The sequence below is a fragment of the Mycobacterium sp. NGS61 genome (genome assembly GCF_059812325.1).
The window spans coordinates 407,581-426,296 of record NZ_JCALCL010000001.1 but is presented as its reverse complement, the minus strand read 5'-3'; the positions used below and the strand labels follow the sequence as shown (position 1 = coordinate 426,296).

The following is an 18,716-nucleotide window of genomic DNA, read 5'->3' as shown; positions in this document are numbered from 1 at the left end:
CTCTCTGGGTCAGCCGTCAGAATTTCGCGACCGCGCCGGCGTCGACAGGCAGTGCTGCGCCGGTGATGTATTGCGCCTCGTCGGAAGCCAGGAACAGCACCGCGTTGCTGACCGCGCGTGCCTCGATCAGTGGCTTGGGCAACAGGTGAAACTGGCCGATGACCTCGCCGGCATCGTGCACGGTCGGGGCGGGCAGATCCGGACGCAGCGTCCGGCAGAACTGCTCGTTGTCGAGCATCGGGGTCAAGATGTTCCCGGGATGAATTGAGTTGACTCGAATCCATTGCGGGGCAAGCTCATTGGCCAGCGAGTTCATCAAACCGACCACGGCGTGCTTGGCCGAGGCGTAGTGGGCCATGTAGCCGCCGCCGCGAATGCCCAGCATCGAACTGACCAGGATGATGGAACCGCCACCGTTGGTCATGTGCGGCAGCGCCACTTTGACGGTGTGCCACACCCCGGTCAGGTTGATGTCCATCATCGTCTGCCATGTCGAGGGCTCGATCAGCGCGGCGGGTGCCGGGGAGCCGCTGATACCGGCGTTCGCCACCACGATGTCGAGCGCGCCCAAGGTGGCCACGCCCTGCTCGAGCGCGGCGCGAAGGCCGTCCAGGTCCCGCACGTCGGCCTTGGCGGTGACGATGCGCCGACCCGACTTCTGCACCAGGTCGGCGGTCTCGGCAAGGTCGGCGTCGGTCGCACCGGGATAGGCGACGCCGTCGATGTCCGCGCAGGCATCGACCGCGATGATGTCGGCGCCCTCCTCGGCCAGCCGGATCGCGTGTTCGCGGCCCTGGCCGCGCGCGGCGCCGGTGATGAACGCGACCTTGCCGGCGACTCTGCCCGGAGTGTTGGCTGTCATTGCGACCTTTCGCCCGATATCTGCATGAGGCTACGCGTCGAATTCGAGACAGGTCAGTTGCCCGCCTCGATGGCAGCAACCTTCGCGATCGCATCAGCCCCGCAGAAGGGCTGCAGGTCGACACCGCCGGTACCCAAGAGGAAATCGATGCGGCGTCTGAGGTCACCCGAGGAGACATGGGCGTACAGATTCGCGCCGGGACAGGAGGTTTGAGCGAAGTCGCGGTGTCCGGCCAGCGTGGTGGTCGCGATGCCGTATCGCTGGGCAGCCCACGCGAAGGCAAGTGCGGTGCCGTGCAATTGGGCCTCGGGCACTGGCTCGTGGTCGAAGTCGCCTTCGCAGATGATCAGGAAATGTCCGGTGGTGTCGTAATCCGTTGCGGTGTCACCGACGATGCCGGGGTTGCGCAGTTCGTAGATGTTGCCCTTGCCGTCGATCCCGAGGTGGTAGGCGATGTCGATCCAGCCCAGGCTGTCCTGGTGATACCGCTGGTCCTGGCGGAAACGGCCCGGCGCGTGGCTGTTGTCACCCAGCGCTACCGCCGCGTGGTGCAGGGTCAGCCGGTTCGGCGTGTGCGCGCGCCCACCCGGTCGCGCGGGCCGCGCGCCCCAGGCGTCTCGGCACAGCAACAACGCCGCAGTGGCCTTCGGGGCGGGTGCGGCCGGCGCTGCTGTCACCGGCGCCGTGGCGGCGGGTGCGGCGGGACTGGGCTCGCTGGGGGTGGGGCTCGCGGAGGTCGTGGTCGAACAACCGCCCACGGTCGCTGCCAATCCGGCGCTGCCGGCGAGCAGCAGCAGCCGACGGCGATTGACGGGGTCTTCCGCGTTCATGGTCCTCAATGTATTCGTTGCCCCGCCCGGCGACTCCCGGCCTGGTCGCTGAATATGCTGGATACTGCGTTATGCCGCTGACCCGTCAATTGCGTTGAGGAATTGTGCAGTGCCCGACGATCGACTGCTGGTGCCCGGCCAGACGTGCTGGCAGGTGGAGCGCGCCGATCAGTTTGCCTGCATCGTCGACGCCGCGGACTACTTCCAGCATGTCAAGGCGGCGATGTTGCGCGCCCGACACCGCATCATGGTGATCGCCTGGGATCTGGACGCGAGGATGACGTTCGAACGTGGCGCGAAAACCTTGCCGGGACCCAACCAGCTGGGCGCGTTCATGTACTGGTTGCTGTGGAAGCGGCCGGAGCTCGAGGTGTATCTGCTGCGGTCCAATCTGCGGTTGCTTCCGGCCTTTGACGGCATGTGGTACGGGGTGACCCCGACGTCGCTGCTGAATCGCATCAGCAGTAAGCGATTGAACTTCGCGGTCGACGGGGCCCACCCGGCCGGCTCGGTGCACCACCAGAAGATCGTTGTCGTCGACGACGTGGTGGCGTTCTGCGGTGGCATCGATCTGACCATCAACCGCTGGGACACCCGTGCGCATCGGCACAACAGCCGTAGCCGGCGGTCCGTGGGGCGTAGTTACGGCGCGCGGCACGAAGTTGCCGCCGCCGTGGACGGCGCCGCCGCGCGCGCCCTGGCGCAGCTGGCCCGCGAACGGTGGGAGACAGCCACCAATCAATCGTTGCGGCCGATTGAGGCCAAACACACCGGCTGGCCGAGCAAGCTGGAGCTGACCCTGCGCAATGTCGACGTCGGAATCGTGCGCACCTTGCCGGAATTGGAGCGGCGCGACGAGGTTCGGGAAGCTGAAGCGCTCAATCTCGAAGCTATTGCGGCAGCGCGGCACACCATCTACCTGGAGAACCAGTACCTGGCGGCGCGGCGGCTGGTCGATGCTCTGGCCGACCGGCTGAAAGAAGAAGAAGGTCCGGAGATCGTGATCGTGCTGCCGCGGCGGGGCAACAATGCTCTCGAGCGCGGCACCATGGACGGTGCGCGGCACCGCCTCATCCAATCGTTGTGGGCCGCCGACGAACACGGCCGCCTGGGGGTGTACTGGCCGGTGACCGACGGCGGCGCGCCCATCTATGTGCACTCGAAGGTCATGGTGGTCGACGACCGGTTACTGCGCATCGGTTCGTCGAATCTGAACAACCGGTCGATGGGGTTCGACAGCGAAAGCGATCTGGCCATCGAAGCCGATGCCGACAATCCGGACCACGACCACCTCCGCGACCAGATCACCGCTGTGCGCAACGATTTGGTGGCCGAACACCTGGGCGTGTCCGTCGCGGAGTTCGAGGACGCGCTGGCCGGGTCGCAGTCCCTACTCAAAGCGGTCGAAGAATTACGTGGGCAGGACAAGACGTTGCGCCCCTTCACCGAACAGACGGTGTCCGATGAAGCGAGCCCGTTGGCGGAGAACGATCTGATGGATCCCGACCACGTCCCGCATTCGCTGACCCGCAGTGTGCAGCGATTCATCGCAGGACTCAGGGAATGACGGCCGCGCCGGCCCGCCGCCGATTCGCTGACAGGTAGGCCGATCGACGGGCGATGAACCACGTCGCGAGCGGGCGCACCAGTCGCAGTACGGGCACCAGCAGCCCGAAATCCTTTCTCATGTCTCGTATTTGGTCATCGAGACCTCGTGTCTGGTACTGCAGCAACCGTTGACTCTCCTCGGTGTCCACCCAATCGCCGAAGAAACGAGCAGGTCTGCGTTGCACGAACGCGTCGCGCGGCAGCGGCCCGATGCCGATCGCGTTCATCAGTGTGTTGGTGAACTCGTAGTAAGTCATCCGGCAGGTCGCACCTCCGGCGATGTAAAGAGTCTTGCCGACTGTCCTTTCGTCGGCGACGGCGCGGGCGAATGCCATTCCGGCGTCGGCGGGATGGAGAAATTCGAACCGCGCGTCGGGGCTGAACTCGAACATGATGCTGGGGTCCTGCGCCTGCAGGTGGATCGGCGTCACCGCGGCAAGCCGCAGGATGCTCCACTGCAGGTCCGACTCCCGGATCGCCGTCTCGCAGGCCACCTTATGGCGTCCGTACTCGTCGGTCGGAGCGACCGGTGTGTCCACCCGCAGCGGTGGTTCGCGATCCTGGATGTCGCCGAAAATGCCGGTGGAGGAGGCGAAGACGAGCCGTTTGGCAGTGGGGGAGGCGGTCATTCGGTCGATCAGGGTGCGGGTGGCGTCGAGGTTGACTCTGCGCGCGAGTTCGGGGTTGCGTTCCGAGTACGGGGGAAGGATGGCCGCCAGGTGGATCACCGCATCCACCCCCTGCAACGCACTGTCGAGCGACGTCGCGTCGGTGATGTCTCCCCAGACGAAACGTGCTTGTCCGGTGAAACCGGCTGCGAGCTTGCGGGCGCGGCGGGAGTCGATGTCGAAGGCGACGACGTCGTGACCCTCGTCGAGCAGTACCTGCAATGTGCAGAAGCCGATGTTGCCCATCGCCCCTGTCAACAGCACCTTCAATGTCGTGTCCTCGCAGTGGGGTTGGGCGCGGCCAGTTCGCGCAGGGAAGTCAGGAACAGTTCGTCCATCCGGCCGCTCAGATCGGCCAGCGTCGGCGCTCCGGCGAAGCCCGCGGAGCCGAAGACACGTTCGAGCTCGATGGTCGCGGCGCCCGAACCGATCGAAAGGCAAAGGCAGGCAACGCCGTCGGCGCGGAGTTCCTCGAGCGCTTTATCGGCGTCGGCTTCGGCGTAGCGGCCCTCGTAGCCGTGGTCGTAGGGATAGCCGTCGGACAACACCAGCAGCAATTTGTTCGGTGTGCCGGCCTGGGCTTTGAGGATTTCGCCCGCGCCGCGGATGCCCGCCCCGAGCCGGGTGTAACCCTGGGGTCGCAGTTGGTCCAGGCGGGCCTTGCCGATGGCGCCGAAACGCTGCCCGAACCCTTTGATCATCGGCAGGTGCACGGAGTGCCGGCCTTGCGAGCGGAAGCCGTAGACCGCGACGCGGTCGCCGAGTTCTTCGAGAGTGACCGCCAAGGTGGCGGCCGCCCGACGCTGATGGTCGTGGACGGCCAGCCCATGCGGATCGGTGTCGGTGCCCGACCCGGACGCGTCGACCAGGATGAGCACGCCCAGGTTGCGCGCCAGCTTGCGGCGCTCGCAGTACACGTTTTCCGGTGGCGAGTGACCGGACCGCAGATCGACGAAAAGGTCGATGAGCGCCTCGATATCCACCTCGTCCCCGTCGGGGCGACCGCGAAATACCCTGGGCCCGAGGCCGACCCGAGCCAACCGTCGGCGCAACACCTCGTCGCGGGCGATGCCGGCTTCGACGGTGTTCCCGCCCGTGGCGCTCAGCGGGAAGTCGATGACCCGGCACCACTGCGGCCGGTAGCGCTTGCGGTGGACATCCCACTCCGGGTGCAGCGCCCCGCCGACGCCCACCGCAGCGCCGGGATTGCCGTCGTCGGTGAACTGGATGCGGGTGGGCAGCGGCCGGGCATCCGCTCCGACCGCTGCCCGCCGGATCGCGCGGACCTGCATTTCAGCACCGGCGTCGGCGTCGTCTCCGCCGCGCGAGGAGCCAAGCAGCTTGCGCAGGTAGTCCGAGACCGTCCGCGACGCAACGAGGGGATTGTCGAACAGTTTGAGGATCTTGCTTTCGCGGTGCGGCCCGTCGTCCTGGTCATCGTCGGTCGCCGGGGACTCGTCGACTTCGGCGGCCAGCTGCAGTTGGATGTCGGTGGCCCGCCCACCGGTTCGGGGGGACGCGCTGAGTAACCGCGCGGGTTTGATGACGCCGAACCACGACGGCGGATCAGTGACTCTGCTACGGCCCTTTGCTATTTCGAGCGACTCATCGGCACTTGCGGTGCTGCGCGGGTCGATGCCCCGGCAGAGTTCGGCCGCCAGCGGAACGCGGTCCGCGAGTTCGGTGAGTGCGCGGGTGCCTTCCAGGGCCAGGTAGCGGCGTGCTGTCGAGGGCCGGGCGCGCAGACCCTTCACCAGCCGCGGGTGCAGACTCCCTGCGCCCAGTAGCGCACTCTGCAACAGCATTTCGCGCCGTTGTTCGGCAGCGGGGTGTCCGGGCGACACGAACACCACCCGCCCGTCGGTGTGGGGTCCGGTGCCGGCCGGTGCCTCCGCAATGTCGACGGACCTGCCCGCCACGAACGTGGCCAGCAGCGCGAACCGGCTCACGTCTGACGCCGTCACGGCGCGGGCAGCACCGCGTCGACGAGCTCACCCAGGGCGCGGACCACTTCCCGGTCGTCGGACAGCACGCGAACCACCGCCGACTCGACGGCACAGCGCAGGCTCAGCCCCTCGGCGATCAGGCCGCCGGCCAGGATCAGCATTCGGGTGGAGGAAACTTCGCCCAGCGGGGAGCCGTCCAGGTTCCTGATCGCGTTGCCGAGCCGGACCAAGGTGCGCGCGGTCGCGAGGTCGATTCCGGATTCGTAGGCGACAACCTCTGTTTCGATGTCGGGCGGCGGAAAGTCCAACTCGATGGCGACGAAACGTTGCCGGGTCGACTCCTTGATGTTCTTCAGGACGCTCTGGTAACCGGGATTGTAGGAGATCACCAACTGAAAATCCGGAGCGGCCGGCAACGTGGTGCCGAGCCGGTCGAGCGGTAATTCGCGACGGTGGTCGGCCAGGGGATGGATCACGACCGTGGTGTCCTGGCGTGCTTCCACCACCTCGTCCAGGTAGCAGATGGCACCTTCGCGCACCGCCCGCGTCAATGGCCCATCCACCCAGACGGTTTCACCGCCCTTGAGTAAAAATCGGCCTACCAGGTCCGCGGATGTCATGTCTTCATGGCCGGCGACGGTGATCAGGTTGCGGCCTAGCTCGTGCGCCATGGCTTCGACGAACCGGGTCTTGCCGCACCCGGTGGGCCCTTTCAGCAACACCGGCAGACCGCGTCGGGCGGCGGCCCGGAAGACCTGTACTTCCTCACCTACCGCTCGGTAAAACGGTGTGGTGCAACCGGATTGAACTTCCACAGGCACCCCGTTAGTCATCGAGTCACTTTCCCCGTTCCACCGGCACCGTGTTCGGCAGCCCTACGCCGGGCGGCAACACAAGCTTGCCGTCGGTGTTGATGTAGCCGGATCCCTTGCGCGGCATCGGCAATGCCGGATCCGGGCACGGCCGATCCGTGCCGTCTCCGCACACTCCCATCAGGAAGTAGGACCGTTTCAGGACGTCGTCGGGCCACGGTTCGGCGTGCATGGCGAACCATTGCGCGGGCAGGTTGTAGAACACGAAGAAGAATGCGCTGCACGCGGCGAAGATCGCCAGGAAGCGGGTGAATTGCTGTCGGAAGACTCCGCCTTGGATGCGATCGAGCCCCCGTTCGACGAAGGTGCGACCGCGGTCGTCGGTGAAGTAGCGCAGGCAGCACAACCCGGCCTGCACACCTCCCCACATCAGTCCTTCGTACACCGGCCACTGGTAGTAGGTGTCGGGGTTGATCGACAGGGACCGGATCGCACCGGGGTAGGTGAAGAGCCCCATTGGCATCAGAAAGAGTCCTTCGATGACGAAATCGAAGAAGAACGCCCACACCGCAACGACGCCCAGTAGACCCACGTTGCTGATGTTGGGCCACCGCGACTTGACCTTGCGCATCACCCAGCAACCGAGAATCGTGCACAGCAGGACGAACGAGTAACCCGGCGCGTTCATCAACAGCGGCTCGGCCATCATCCGGCCCGGTTCACCGAACGACTGCCAGCCGGGAACGTTTTGCACCCACGAGCCGCGGTTCCACATCCAGGTGTTGTAGGTGCTCCAGGTGTTGAAGTAGTTCAACAGCGGATCCTGAAAGAAGATCAGGCCGCAGGCGACCAGCAGCATGCCGTCCAGCGTGACCCGCCGTTCTCGCCGCCAGGGCCGCACGATGAAGTGCCAAATGGCAACCGGCCAACCCACGACGATCACGGCCGTCCAGGTCGTGAGGATGACTTTCATGAACGTCGGCGGATCACTGGGCCCGGCGGGCACCCGCTCGAAGTTGGGTCCGCTGATCCAGCTGATCCAGACAAACAGCTGGAACGCCAGGATCGCGCCACCGGCGGCTGCCCAGATCCGGACCGGTCTGGTTGGTCGCGGTCCCGGCACGCTGAGTCCGGCGGCGCTGCCGAGCCGTTCGGTGGTCACCGGCGCGTTCTGGTTCATCAGATCACTCATCGCGGGAGCCTCCTGCCATCGTCACATCAGCTCTGTCCGGCAACTCATTTCCCTCGTTCGAAGGGGACGGTCTGTGGTACTCGAACGCCGGGTGGGAGAACCAGCTTGCCGTCGGTGTCGATGTATCCCGATCCTTTGCGCGGCATCGGTAGCGCGGGGTCGGGACAGGGCTGGGTCGTCCCGTCGCCGCAGATTCCGCTGACGAAGTACGAACGCTTGAGCATGTCCTGTGGCCAGGGGTCGGCGTGCATACCCATCCACTGCGCGGGAACGTTGTAGAGGAAGAAGAAACACGCGCTCACCGCGGCGAAGATCGCCAGAAAGCGGGTGAACTGTTGTTTGACGAATCCGCCTCGTACCTGGTCGATTCCACGTTCCACGACGGAGCGGCCACGGTCGTCGGTGAAGTAGCGCAGACAGCACAGGCCCGCCTGCACGCCGCCCCACATCAGTCCTTCGTAGACCGGCCACTGGTAGTAATGGCCGGCATTGATCGAAACAGCCCGAATAGCACCGGGATACGTGAACAGCCCGGTGGGCAGCAGCAGGCAACCCTCCATGACGAAGTCCAAAACGAACGTGAACAGGTATGTCACGCCGATCAATCCGAGGTTGCTGAGATTCGGCCATCGCGCTTTGATTCTGCGCATCACCCAGCAGCCGAAGATGGTGATCAGCAGAACCCCATAGGCGTAGCCCGGCGCGTTCGTCAACAGCGGTTCGGCGACCTGACGGCCCGGCTCGTCAGGTGACACCCACCCCGGTATGTGTGAGGACCACGAACCCCGGTTGAACAGCCAGCTGTTGTAGGTGCACCAGGTGTTGAAGTAGTTGAGCAGCGGGTCCTGGAAGAACATCAGCCCGGTGGACACCAGCAGCATGCCGTCCAGGGTGATGCGGCGTTCCCGTCGCCACGGCCGCACGATGAACCACCACAGCGCGAACGGCAGCGCCAGCCAAAGGATCACCGCGTTCGCTATCAGCGGCACTTTCATGAACAGCGGCACGTCCGTCGGACCCGCTGGGACCCGCTCAAAGTAGGGCCCTGTGATCCAGCGGATCCACACGTAGACCTGCAGAACGAGCAACGCTCCGCCGGCGACCGCCCACAGTTGCACCCGTTGCACCTGAGCCTGGGCGCCGAAATCGGCCACGTTGCCGGCCGACTCGGCGACGGCAGGCACATCCTGTTGCCTCAGCGATTCACTCACGTTGGGTCCCCTCGGTTACTGATCCATCGGCAATATACCTATCGGTATCTGAATGAACAATGAGCATCCCAGATCCTGTGGCACAATCACGGCATGGCGGAGCGGTGGACGCGAGAGCGACGACTCGAGCACACCCGTGCTCTGCTGGTGGATGCTGCGCAGGAAGTGTTCGCCGAAAAGGGTTTCACCGCAGCGACTCTCGATGACATCGCTTATGCTGCCGGTTACACCAAGGGCGCGATCTACAAGCATTTCGCCACCAAGGAAGACCTGTTCCTCGCCGTGAGTGACCGGTACTGGCGCCGCTATTTCGACAACTTCGCCGACGTCATGTCGACGTCCACCCAAATCGGTGCACACGAACTCGACGACATCGCCGAGCGATGGCGCCAACTGAGCCGTGACCGCGGCGCCGAACATGCCGCGCTGGGCCACGAGTTCACCCTGTATCTCCTGCGCAATGCCGAAGCGCGCGAGCGGGTGGCCGCCAAACGCTCAGAGGTCGTCGAGGCGCTGAGCAAGTTCATCGTCGAGGGCATCGACCGGCTCGGCGGAGCGCTGCTGATCCCGCCGTTGACGTTCGCCCACGTGTTGGTGGCCACCACGGATTCGGTGATGTTAGGCAGTCAGCTCGACGACGTCGACCTGTTCCGGCCGGTGCTGGAAATGTACGTGTCGGTGATCAAGTTGCCGTGATGCCGGCCCGCATCCCGGCGGCGCCTGACTCAAGACGGTTCTTTGTGGGTACAGAAAGCGCGAGCACTCCGTTCAGAATGACGCGCAGCAACCGCACCGGGAGGTTGACATGCATCGCCCCGACACGATCATCGAGATCCATCGTGAACGCGTCCAGGACCAGACGGCTGACATGGTCGGCGGCGACAAGTACACCGAGTCCGTCGACGGTACCGGCTATTCGGCGACCGCGACGCTGGACCTGACCCTGGATCGGGTCTGGTTCATCCACGACGCCCAGCAACGCCCGTGGCAGGAAGAGGTCGACGGAGATCTCCGTGATCCATTGCGGCACTTCGCAATCGACCTGGCGATCTTCGACTCGAAGATCGTCATCGACTCGGTAAGCTGCATCCCGCTGGTGCCGCTGCCGCCGGTGACGATCACCATCCCCGACGGTCCCCGCAAAGGGGAGTCGCGGGAAATCCCGTACAACGAGATCCCGCTGTTCGGCCGGCTGACGATCCACGACCAGCTCGAGCCCTATGAGATCGAGCCCGGCAAACAGACCATCGCGTTGAATCTGACCGTGCAGGACGCACCCGTGCTGGTGGCTTCCCCGCCGGCGGACGAGTACAGCGGGCGGCTGTACGGATCGGACCTGGAACGCCGCTCCGACGGTCATACGGTGTTCGCCGGGCAGGACCCCCGGGTCAGCTGGGAACTCGACTACGCCGAGGCGCACTGGATCACCCACAGCATCGCAGGACAACTCATGGTGAACATGGAGCGGCTGCAGCACCCCATGACATCGGACGAGGAACTACGAACCCGGGTGCTCGACTCGCTGGCTGCCCAGATCGCCGATGCGGTCCGTCCCAAACTCGCCGAGGAGGGCGAAGACGGCATCGTCAAGATCATGCCGACGCCGGTCGAGGTGGACCCCGAGTCCGACGACGACACCACATTCAAGGACCTCGACGTAATGGTGCAGCGTTTCGAGGTCGGCTCCGGTTCGGACGCAATCACCCACGAGTCCTTGGTGATCCAGCTCCAGACGCTGCGCGAGCTGCCGTCCGGGGAGGATCTGCCCGCCTCGATCCTGGCCGAAAACCCGCGTGAGAAAGCTGGATTGGCGGTCACCGGGTGGAGCATCCTGCGACAGGTCCGGGACACCGTGATGAAGAACTTCGGCCTCGAGGAAAGTGACTTCGTTGCCGAGGTGCCGTGTCTGCTGGAGGGACCGAAGACGGTCAACATCGGTGGCGAAGATCGCAACCTGGACGGGCTCACCGCAGACATCTTGCCGCGAACCGGGGAGGGCCGGCTGGTCATCGACGGCACCGTCAGCGCGGACACGAAGCTCTACGACTTCAAGGCCAATTTCAAAGTCACCTACGAGATGGGTCTCGACGACATTCCGCGCGACCCCGATGAGACCGAGACCTGGTACGCGGACCGCGAATCCGTCGAAAGCCTGGAGCGCTCGCTGAGCGCGGCCGGCGAGAAGAAGCGCGCCGGAGAACTCGACGAGAAGGACTACGAAGCGATCGTCAAGCACGTCAACGAGCAATTCGATCGGCTACCCCGGACCGTCGGGGTGCGTCCGACGCAAAACCCGCCGGAGCCGGAAGTGGACGCCGACTTCAGCCTGACGCTGGCCGGTAAGACCGCGACGGCCGCCGGCGCTGCCGCTGTGGTCGGCCTGCTTGCGCTGCCGGTCACTTGGGCGGTGGGGGCCGGCGTGGGCGCTAGCGCCGGCAGTGTGCTGACCCTGGCGATCGTGAACTACGTCAGCACGTTGCTGACGATCGACTGGTTCGGTGCCGGATTGGGGTCGCGCGAGGTCAGGAAATCGCTCAACGACCGTCCCGAGGGGACGTTGCTGCCGCCGATCGGGATCCCGATCGACGCCAATTTGAACCGGCAGCGTCTTGCGGTCTACTTCCGTCCGGTGCCGTCGAAGCTATGGGTCGACTGCGTCACCACGACCTCGAGCGACGAGGACAGCGACCGCGAGGAAATCCGGCTCATCGGCGGCCGGTGGCCGACCGACGGCCAGCCGTGGAAACTGTCCAGCGACGACGCGATCCTGTACGCAAATTCGGGCGAACTGCAGCTTTTCGTCACACCGGACAACGCCGCCGGCGACGAACTGCAGATCAGCGTCGCCACCGCCGCGGACGACCAACGGATTCTGCAGACGGACGGGGCGGGACCCGCAGCCCTGCACGAGTTGCCCCGGTGCAGCGAGGCGGCAGAGCCCGCGCAGTAGTCAGGTGCGGTGCAGGAAACCGTGCAGGGTCGCCTGGACGAGTTCGTCGACAATGACCTCGCGCGAGGGTTGTTCGTCGCCGAAGTAGGTGGAGCGCAGCGCGACCATGCCGACGATCATCGCCACCGTCGAGTGCGCCGGCAGGTTGGGCTGGCTGGACTTGAACCCGCGTAGCCGGGTTCCCTCCGCACTGATCTGGCCCAGTACCGCGAGTGCCGCCCGGATATCGGCCATCCCGGTGCCGGCGAATTCGTCCTCGCTGAAGCCTTCGGAAGCCAACAGGGTCAGCAGCAGGCCGCGGTGTTCCACCAGCACGTCATAGAGTTGTCCGACGAAAAGCCTTGCCAGATCCTCTTCTTTGGTCTCCTCGGGGACGACCGCTTGCCACGTCCGGCCGAATTCGTGCACGAAGGTCGTGAAGGGTACGACGAGGGCTTCCCGGAACAGGCCGGCTTTGGAGCCGAAGTGGCGGAAGAGCAAATATTCGCTGACTCCGGCGGCTTCGGCGATCTCCCGGGTGGTGGTGCTCCGATAGTCCTGCCGGGCGAACAACTCCCGTGCGGCATCGAGCAGTAACCGGCGCGGTTCGCCGCGGGGTCGGCGCAGCGGCGCAACGGTGGCTTGCGTCGCAGCCCGCTTCTTCTCGGGCGCAGGTCGCGGGGACACGGTTATTCACGATAGTCCCTTGACCGATCGCTTAGAATAGTGTCCACTATTAAAAGTCTACGGGAAGGGGCGTGGCGGTGGGCGCAGTCATCATGCTCGGCACCCTGTTCGGCTTGATCGTGTTGATCTTCGGCGCGGTCTATTACTTCGACCCCGAAGCGCGTGGCGGCGACCGTGACGAGCCTGTCCAATGAACGACGGCCTGACGCCGCTGCTCACCGGCGCGGTCATCTTCGGGTGGGGTAGTGGCATCGCGTTCACCGCCGCGGGTGTGTATCTGAGCGTCCGGCAGCGTCGGCTGCACCCGCTGCTGCTGCTGTGCATCTCGGCGATCTCGTTCTCCTGGATCGAGGCACCCTACGACTGGGCGATGTATGCGCAGTTCCCGCCTGCCCTGCCGCGGATGCCGTCGTGGTGGCCGCTGAATATGACGTGGGGTGGGCTCCCTTCGTCGGTACCGGTGGGCTACATAGGCTACTTCGTGCTGCCCGCCGTGCTCGGCGCCGCGCTCGGGAAAAGGCTTGTGGCCCGGTTTGATTGGGCCAACAGGCTGGGGAGACCGTTCACCCTCCTGATCTCCGGTTTCGTCGTCGGATTCTGTTGGGCGTTCGTCTTCAACGCTTTCCTCGGCGCCCGGCTCGGTGTCTTCTATTACGCGTACGTGATTCCCGGGTTGGCTGTTTTCGAAGGCACCAAGCACCAGTATCCGATCTATGACTCCATCGCCCTGGGCGTGCAGATGATGGTCTTCGCCTACCTGCTCGGGCGCACCGATTCCTTCGGCCGCAACGTCATCGAAATGTGGGCTGAGTCGAGGACGAAGAACCGCGTCAAGTCCGCCGCCCTGTCCATCGGCGCGGTGATCCTGATCGGAAACCTGCTCTACGGCGCGGTATTCGCGCCCCATCTGATCACGATGCTGGGCGGCTACGTGACCTCGGGGCCCAATGAGCAGCTGTTCCCCGGTGTCCCGAACCAGCCTCGATAGGAACATCAATGGTCCAGACCGCGCAGCTCTACTACGACCCGTTCGATCACGACATCGACGACGATCCGTACTCGGTGTGGAAACGGATGCGTGCCGAAGCGCCACTGTATTTCAACGACAAGTACAACTTCTACGCGCTGAGTCGTTACGCCGATGTGGCGCCCGCACTGCACGATTGGCAGACCTACCGGTCGGGCCGCGGCACCACTGCCGACATCCTGTTCAGCGGCCTCGAAGTACCGCCGGGGATCCTGCTGTTCGAGGATCCGCCGCTGCACGACCTGCACCGCAAGCTGCTGTCGCGGGTATTCACCCCGCGCCGGATGCTGGCCGTCGAAGATCTGGTGCGTGAATTCTGTTCGCGCGCACTGGATCCGCTGCGGGATGCCGACGGCTTCGACTTCGTGGTCGATCTGGGCGCGATCATGCCGATGCGCACCATCGGGTACCTGTTGGGCATCCCCGAAGGCGAGCAACAGGTCATCCGCGATCGCAACGACCACAGCATCACCGTCGGTGCGCAGCAGGGCGATATCAGCGCCACCATCTTCCAGGACTCCATCGCGCTGTTCGCCGACTACATCGAGTGGCGCGCCAAGCATCCGTCCGACGACTTGATGACAGAGCTGCTCAACGCCGAAGTGGAAGAGCAGGACGGGACCCGTCGCCGGCTGGACCGCACCGAAGTCCTGGCCTACACCGCGATGATCGCAGGCGCGGGCAACGAAACCACCGCGCGACTCATCGGATTCATGGGCCAACTGCTCGGCGAACATCCGGATCAGCGTCGCGAGTTGGTCGCCGATCCTTCGCTGCTCGGATCCGCGGTGGAGGAGACCCTGCGCTACGAGCCGCCGTCGCCGGTGCAGGCGCGGTACGTAGCTGCCGATGTCGAGCTGTACGGGCAGACCGTCACCGCGGGCTCCTACATGCTGCTGCTCAACGGGTCGGCGAATCGTGACGAGGCAAGATTCGCCAACCCTGACCGTTACGACATCCACCGCAAGGGTGGCCACCTCAGTTTCGGCCAGGGGCTGCATTTCTGCCTCGGCTCGGCGTTGGCGCGTCTGGAGGGACGCGTCGCCTTCGAGGAGGTCTTCAAGCGGTGGACTGACTGGGAGGTCGACTACGGCAACGCCCGCCGGGCCCGGACATCCAGCGTGCGAGGGTGGGCGCAGCTGCCCGTCAGGACCGCCTAGCCGACCGGATCGAGCAAACTTGTTTGGTTCGTCCCGTCAGGGGCTAGTAAATGGTCACACCTTCGGGAGGATTCCAATGAGCAACTACAACGTCGTGGTAGTCGGTACCGACGGGTCTGATACGTCGCTGCGCGCGGTGGATCGGGCTGCGAAGATCGCCGCCGAGTCGGAGGCGACCCTGATCGTTGCTTCGGCGTATCTGGACGACGGCGACGACGGCGGGACGGCACCTGACCAGGCGCGCGACGAGAAATACCGCACCGAAGGTAACGCGCCGGTCTACGAGCTGCTGCACAAGGCTGCCGACCGCGCGCGCGAGGCCGGTGCCACCAAGGTCGAGGAACGCGCCGTGGAGGGTGCACCGGTCGATGCGCTGCTGCAGCTCGTCGAAGACGCGAATGCTGACCTGCTGGTGGTCGGCAACGTCGGTACCAACTCGCTGGTGGGTCGGGTCGTGGGCTCGGTGCCGCGAGCCGTTTCCAAGCGCGCGAAAGCTGAAGTGCTGGTCGTGGAGACCGAAGACTGAGACTGATCGGCAGGACCCGCAGGGTCACTTCTTCGACACAATGTCGCCACGGTCCTACCACCTGAGATGCTGCCGCGCGACCATGGGTGCAGCCAACGGGGAGGCCGCCAACAGGGAGGCAATGTGTCGATACGCATGATTGTGCCGGCGGCGCTGATCGCCGCGTTCAGCGTGCTGAATCCACTGTCGGTGCGCGCGCACGCCGACCCGGCGTGCGGGGTCAACCTGGCAGCGCCGGAGATTCAAGCCGCGGTCAAGTCGCTGCCGGCCCTGCCGGACAATTCCGGGTGGGATACCAACACGCACAGCTTCGATCCGAGCAGCAACTACAACCCGTGCACCACGCTGTCGACGGTGATCGTCACTGTCCTGGGTGCTACCGGCAGTTCGCCTGACCTGGCTCTGCTATTCCACAAAGGCGCTTTCGCCGGTGTCGCCACCTCGAAGGCGTATCCCTTCACATCTTTGAACGCCGCCAAGACCACCGACGACACCGTCACCCTGGACTACAAAGACGGCCGGAACGTATGCACCGCATGCCCCGGACCGATCACCACCGTGCGTTATCAGTGGCAGGGCAACCGCGTGGTGGCGCTGGACCCCGAACCGGCCTGGTAGACCCGGCGACGTTAGCAAGATTGGCCATTTGCGTCGCAGCGGACAAGATGGAGGGCGGAAATACTCCCGCATCAGCGCTGAAGGTCGAGAACATGGTGATAGCCCACAGTCCGTATCGGCTCCATTTGTTGCGCTGCGGCGCAGCACTTTTCGTGATGATGGCCGCGCTCGGGCTGGTGCAGTACGCGGCACCGGCGCTGGTGCTCGGGCAACCGGCGCTGGCCGCTGACCCGGCGCAACTGGCTCGGGATCTGGTCGCCGACGAGCAAGCGCTGCGCGACCCGTCGTCGTCGGAGGCGGTGCTGCAGGCCGCGGCGTTGCGTGAGCAGGCCGCTTACCGTGCCATCGGGCGCCACCCCGAGTGGGAGCCGGTCGTGCGACCGCTCATTCCGGCGCAGCTCAGCGGAATCTACAACCTCAATGTCGACGCGCGGCACCACCTGCAGGCGTTGAACGCAGGCGAGGCGAAGCCGACGTTGCCCGCCTGGCGGATCGACCCGCCGGCGCCCGCCGCCGAGTTGCTCAGCTACTACCGCGCGGCCGAGGCGGCCAGCGGCGTCGGCTGGAACTATCTGGCAGCGATCAACATGGTCGAGACCGACTTCGGCCGCATCTCCGGGGTGAGCACCGCGGGTGCGCAGGGGCCCATGCAATTCCTGCCGTCCACGTTCGCCAGCTACGGCCAGGGTGGCGACATCCGCTCACCGCGGGACAGCATCATGGCGGCCGGCCGGATGCTTGCGGCCAACGGTTTCGCCGGCAATCCCGACGGCGCCATCTACAGCTACAACCATTCGAGCAACTACGTCGGAGCCGTCAAGGACTACGCCGCTGCGATCGGCGGCGACCCCGCCGCCTTCGCCGCCTACCACCGGTGGGACGTCTACTACCTGACCACGATGGGTGACGTGCTGTTGCCCGTCGGGTACGCCGCATCCGAACGGATCTCCGCGGCCGAGTACCTGGCCGGCCATCCGCAGTAGAGCGCAGGCGTCGGACGTCAGGTCATGCAGACGTTGGAGAACAGCAGCACCGGCCACGACACGATGGAACCCAGAAACGACACCACCGCGTCGGCGCCGTGCAGCTGGTGCAGATGCGAGGTATGCGTAACCGACCAGACGAGGCCCACCAACAGGTAGGGGACGCCAACGATGACCGCGAGGCCGATCAGCTCGGCGACGGTCATCTTGTAGTCGAGTAGGTTACGAAGTGCTGTGAGCATCGGGTGGCTCCCGGCGGCGACGGCGTGTGTAGTCACCAAACATGTTAACCATAGTTCGAGCGGACGTTGCTCACTTCTCGCGGTTGTGAGAACCTGACAATGGCTGCTGAGCTCAGGTTTCAATTGGATTGGGCGGGAGGTTCGGTTAATGACAGTTTCGCCCGAACCGTCGTTGGAACCTCCGGTGTTGGCCCTCGAGGACACTCGCATCCGGGTCACCCGGCAGACGGCCCGCTGGACCGATCGGCCAGTCCATGTCCGCGAAGCGATGGACTTCTGGTCGTTCGCGGCAGGCGCGGCGAATGTGATCATGCAGTTGTCGCGGCCGGGAGTGGGCTACGGCGTGGTGGAGTCCAAGGTGGATTCCGGCAACCTGCTCAAGCACCCGTGGAAACGCGCGCGCACCACCTTCCAGTATCTGGCCGTCGCGGTCTTCGGGTCCGACCGGGACCGCGCCGCGATCCGCGAGGCCGTCGACGGCGCGCACCGGCAGGTCCGGTCCACGCCGGAAAGTCCGGTCCGCTACAACGCTTTTGATCGCAACCTGCAGCTGTGGGTAGCCGCCTGCCTGTTCGTCGGGTTGGAGGACACCTATCAGTTGCTGCGCGGCCCGATGAATGCCGAACAGGCAGAACAGTTCTACCGCTCCGCGTGGACATTGGGCACCACGTTGCAGGTGCGCGAGGATCAGTGGCCGCCGACTCGGGCAGCCTTCGACGATTACTGGGTCCAGGCCTGCGCGCACGTCGAAATCAGCGACACAGTTGGCCGATATCTGCACGAGCTGATTGATCTGCGGATGATCAATCCACTGCTGCGGTGGCCGTTTCACCGCCTGCTGAGGTTCCTGACCACCGGCTTTCTCGCCCCGGTTTTCCGGGAGGCTCTCGGTGTCTCGTGGAGTGACACCAGGCAACGGCGTTTCGAAAGGTTGTTCCTGCTGGTGGCTTTCGTCAACCGGTTCCTGCCGCCGTTCATCCGGCAGGGCGGCAGTCACGTGCTGCTCCTCGATGTGCGCCATCGGGTTCGGCGCGGCCGCCCGCTGATTTGAGCGCACGATGACGCAATCACATGGCAGCATAGGCAGAGTCGAGGTGGGCCTGGACCGGTTGCGCCGGCTGTTGGATCACCGGGTCAGCATCGCGGCGCTGATCGAAGCGGCTGTGTGGTTGGCGATTCCTTATCTGTCGGTGGGCCTGGTGTGGGCCTTCCTGCACGCAGAACAGGTTCAGCAGATTGAGACGCGACTGGCCAAGGTGATGCCGGCCGGTGCTGACGTCGGGGCCTTCGGGGTGGTGACGGCGCTGTGGCCGGTCTCGATACAAATCGCGAATTCGTGTCCTGCGCCCTGAATTCGCCTGGTGCATAGCCGAGTACGCGCGTCGTCGGCACCGTCATGTCGTAGGGTTGGCCCG

Annotated in this window: 19 protein-coding genes; 10 read left to right on the top strand and 9 right to left on the bottom strand. The window is 65.1% G+C overall.

Translation table 11 applies throughout. From position 1 onward, the window contains the following. Nucleotides 1–16 precede the first annotated feature (16 nt). Entirely contained in the window at nucleotides 17–862 is an 846-nt protein-coding gene (locus tag AC5Y3Z_RS02100; RefSeq protein ID WP_473139095.1) for a mycofactocin-coupled SDR family oxidoreductase, read from the bottom strand. A gap of 53 nt (nucleotides 863–915) precedes the next feature. Then, the gene (locus AC5Y3Z_RS02095; RefSeq protein ID WP_463827671.1) at nucleotides 916–1,692 is read right to left on the bottom strand and encodes an N-acetylmuramoyl-L-alanine amidase; all 777 of its coding nucleotides are present in this window, start codon (nucleotides 1,690–1,692) and stop codon (nucleotides 916–918) included. Between the two features lie 109 nt (nucleotides 1,693–1,801). On the opposite strand from AC5Y3Z_RS02095, the gene AC5Y3Z_RS02090 reads away from it, so the two are divergent. Next, nucleotides 1,802–3,259 carry a phospholipase D-like domain-containing protein gene (locus AC5Y3Z_RS02090; RefSeq protein ID WP_473139094.1) on the top strand — a complete coding sequence of 486 codons (1,458 nt, stop codon included), beginning with the start codon at nucleotides 1,802–1,804 and terminating at the stop codon, nucleotides 3,257–3,259. On the opposite strand, the gene AC5Y3Z_RS02085 is transcribed toward AC5Y3Z_RS02090, so the two are convergent. From AC5Y3Z_RS02085 to AC5Y3Z_RS02065, 5 genes are read right to left on the bottom strand one after another with little or no spacing between them, the layout of a single operon-like run. Then, on the bottom strand, nucleotides 3,249–4,232 hold the full coding sequence (locus AC5Y3Z_RS02085; RefSeq protein WP_473139274.1) for an NAD-dependent epimerase/dehydratase family protein: 984 nt from the start codon (nucleotides 4,230–4,232) through the stop codon (nucleotides 3,249–3,251). The two genes, AC5Y3Z_RS02090 and AC5Y3Z_RS02085, sit on opposite strands and share 11 nt — an antisense overlap. 2 nt (nucleotides 4,233–4,234) lie before the next feature. Then, on the bottom strand, nucleotides 4,235–5,917 hold the full coding sequence (locus AC5Y3Z_RS02080) for a nitric oxide reductase activation protein NorD (protein WP_473139093.1): 1,683 nt from the start codon (nucleotides 5,915–5,917) through the stop codon (nucleotides 4,235–4,237). 11 nt (nucleotides 5,918–5,928) lie between these two features. Next, entirely contained in the window at nucleotides 5,929–6,747 is an 819-nt protein-coding gene (locus tag AC5Y3Z_RS02075) for a CbbQ/NirQ/NorQ/GpvN family protein (protein WP_473139092.1), read from the bottom strand. Between the two features lie 4 nt (nucleotides 6,748–6,751). Continuing rightward, on the bottom strand, nucleotides 6,752–7,918 hold the full coding sequence (locus tag AC5Y3Z_RS02070) for a spirocyclase AveC family protein (protein WP_463827675.1): 1,167 nt from the start codon (nucleotides 7,916–7,918) through the stop codon (nucleotides 6,752–6,754). Between the two features lie 44 nt (nucleotides 7,919–7,962). Beyond that, nucleotides 7,963–9,129, bottom strand: coding sequence for a spirocyclase AveC family protein (locus AC5Y3Z_RS02065; protein ID WP_473139091.1), 1,167 nt, complete (start codon nucleotides 9,127–9,129; stop codon nucleotides 7,963–7,965). Between the two features lie 93 nt (nucleotides 9,130–9,222). Between AC5Y3Z_RS02065 and AC5Y3Z_RS02060 the strand changes: the two genes are divergently transcribed. Continuing rightward, nucleotides 9,223–9,825 carry a TetR/AcrR family transcriptional regulator gene (locus tag AC5Y3Z_RS02060; protein ID WP_463827677.1) on the top strand — a complete coding sequence of 201 codons (603 nt, stop codon included), beginning with the start codon at nucleotides 9,223–9,225 and terminating at the stop codon, nucleotides 9,823–9,825. Nucleotides 9,826–9,934: 109 nt separating this feature from the next. Next, on the top strand, nucleotides 9,935–12,079 hold the full coding sequence (locus AC5Y3Z_RS02055) for a hypothetical protein (RefSeq protein ID WP_473139090.1): 2,145 nt from the start codon (nucleotides 9,935–9,937) through the stop codon (nucleotides 12,077–12,079). Here AC5Y3Z_RS02055 and AC5Y3Z_RS02050 read toward each other — a convergent pair whose 3' ends face one another. After that, complete coding sequence (locus AC5Y3Z_RS02050) at nucleotides 12,080–12,745, bottom strand: TetR/AcrR family transcriptional regulator (protein ID WP_473139089.1); 666 nt, start codon at nucleotides 12,743–12,745, stop codon at nucleotides 12,080–12,082. Between the two features lie 190 nt (nucleotides 12,746–12,935). Here AC5Y3Z_RS02050 and AC5Y3Z_RS02045 point away from each other — a divergent pair, with 190 nt between their 5' ends. The 5 genes from AC5Y3Z_RS02045 (at nucleotide 12,936) to AC5Y3Z_RS02025 (ending at nucleotide 17,059) form a co-directional block, all read left to right on the top strand. After that, the gene (locus AC5Y3Z_RS02045) at nucleotides 12,936–13,733 is read left to right on the top strand and encodes a spirocyclase AveC family protein (RefSeq protein WP_473139088.1); all 798 of its coding nucleotides are present in this window, start codon (nucleotides 12,936–12,938) and stop codon (nucleotides 13,731–13,733) included. 8 nt (nucleotides 13,734–13,741) lie between these two features. Next, on the top strand, nucleotides 13,742–14,932 hold the full coding sequence (locus tag AC5Y3Z_RS02040; protein ID WP_473139087.1) for a cytochrome P450: 1,191 nt from the start codon (nucleotides 13,742–13,744) through the stop codon (nucleotides 14,930–14,932). A gap of 76 nt (nucleotides 14,933–15,008) precedes the next feature. After that, complete coding sequence (locus AC5Y3Z_RS02035) at nucleotides 15,009–15,458, top strand: universal stress protein (protein WP_473139086.1); 450 nt, start codon at nucleotides 15,009–15,011, stop codon at nucleotides 15,456–15,458. A gap of 123 nt (nucleotides 15,459–15,581) precedes the next feature. Beyond that, nucleotides 15,582–16,076 carry an LppP/LprE family lipoprotein gene (locus AC5Y3Z_RS02030; RefSeq protein WP_463827683.1) on the top strand — a complete coding sequence of 165 codons (495 nt, stop codon included), beginning with the start codon at nucleotides 15,582–15,584 and terminating at the stop codon, nucleotides 16,074–16,076. A 155-nt stretch (nucleotides 16,077–16,231) separates the two neighbouring features. Further along, nucleotides 16,232–17,059, top strand: a complete 828-nt coding sequence (locus AC5Y3Z_RS02025; protein ID WP_473139273.1) for a lytic transglycosylase domain-containing protein — start codon at nucleotides 16,232–16,234, stop codon at nucleotides 17,057–17,059. A gap of 17 nt (nucleotides 17,060–17,076) precedes the next feature. Here the strand turns inward: AC5Y3Z_RS02025 and AC5Y3Z_RS02020 are convergent, their stop codons facing one another. Next, nucleotides 17,077–17,301, bottom strand: a complete 225-nt coding sequence (locus tag AC5Y3Z_RS02020) for a hypothetical protein (RefSeq protein ID WP_463827684.1) — start codon at nucleotides 17,299–17,301, stop codon at nucleotides 17,077–17,079. A gap of 148 nt (nucleotides 17,302–17,449) precedes the next feature. Here AC5Y3Z_RS02020 and AC5Y3Z_RS02015 point away from each other — a divergent pair, with 148 nt between their 5' ends. Both AC5Y3Z_RS02015 and AC5Y3Z_RS02010 read left to right on the top strand, forming a co-directional pair. Continuing rightward, nucleotides 17,450–18,352, top strand: a complete 903-nt coding sequence (locus AC5Y3Z_RS02015; protein ID WP_473139085.1) for an oxygenase MpaB family protein — start codon at nucleotides 17,450–17,452, stop codon at nucleotides 18,350–18,352. 7 nt (nucleotides 18,353–18,359) lie between these two features. Next, on the top strand, nucleotides 18,360–18,653 hold the full coding sequence (locus AC5Y3Z_RS02010; RefSeq protein WP_463827686.1) for a hypothetical protein: 294 nt from the start codon (nucleotides 18,360–18,362) through the stop codon (nucleotides 18,651–18,653). The last annotated feature ends 63 nt before the right edge of the window (nucleotides 18,654–18,716 follow it).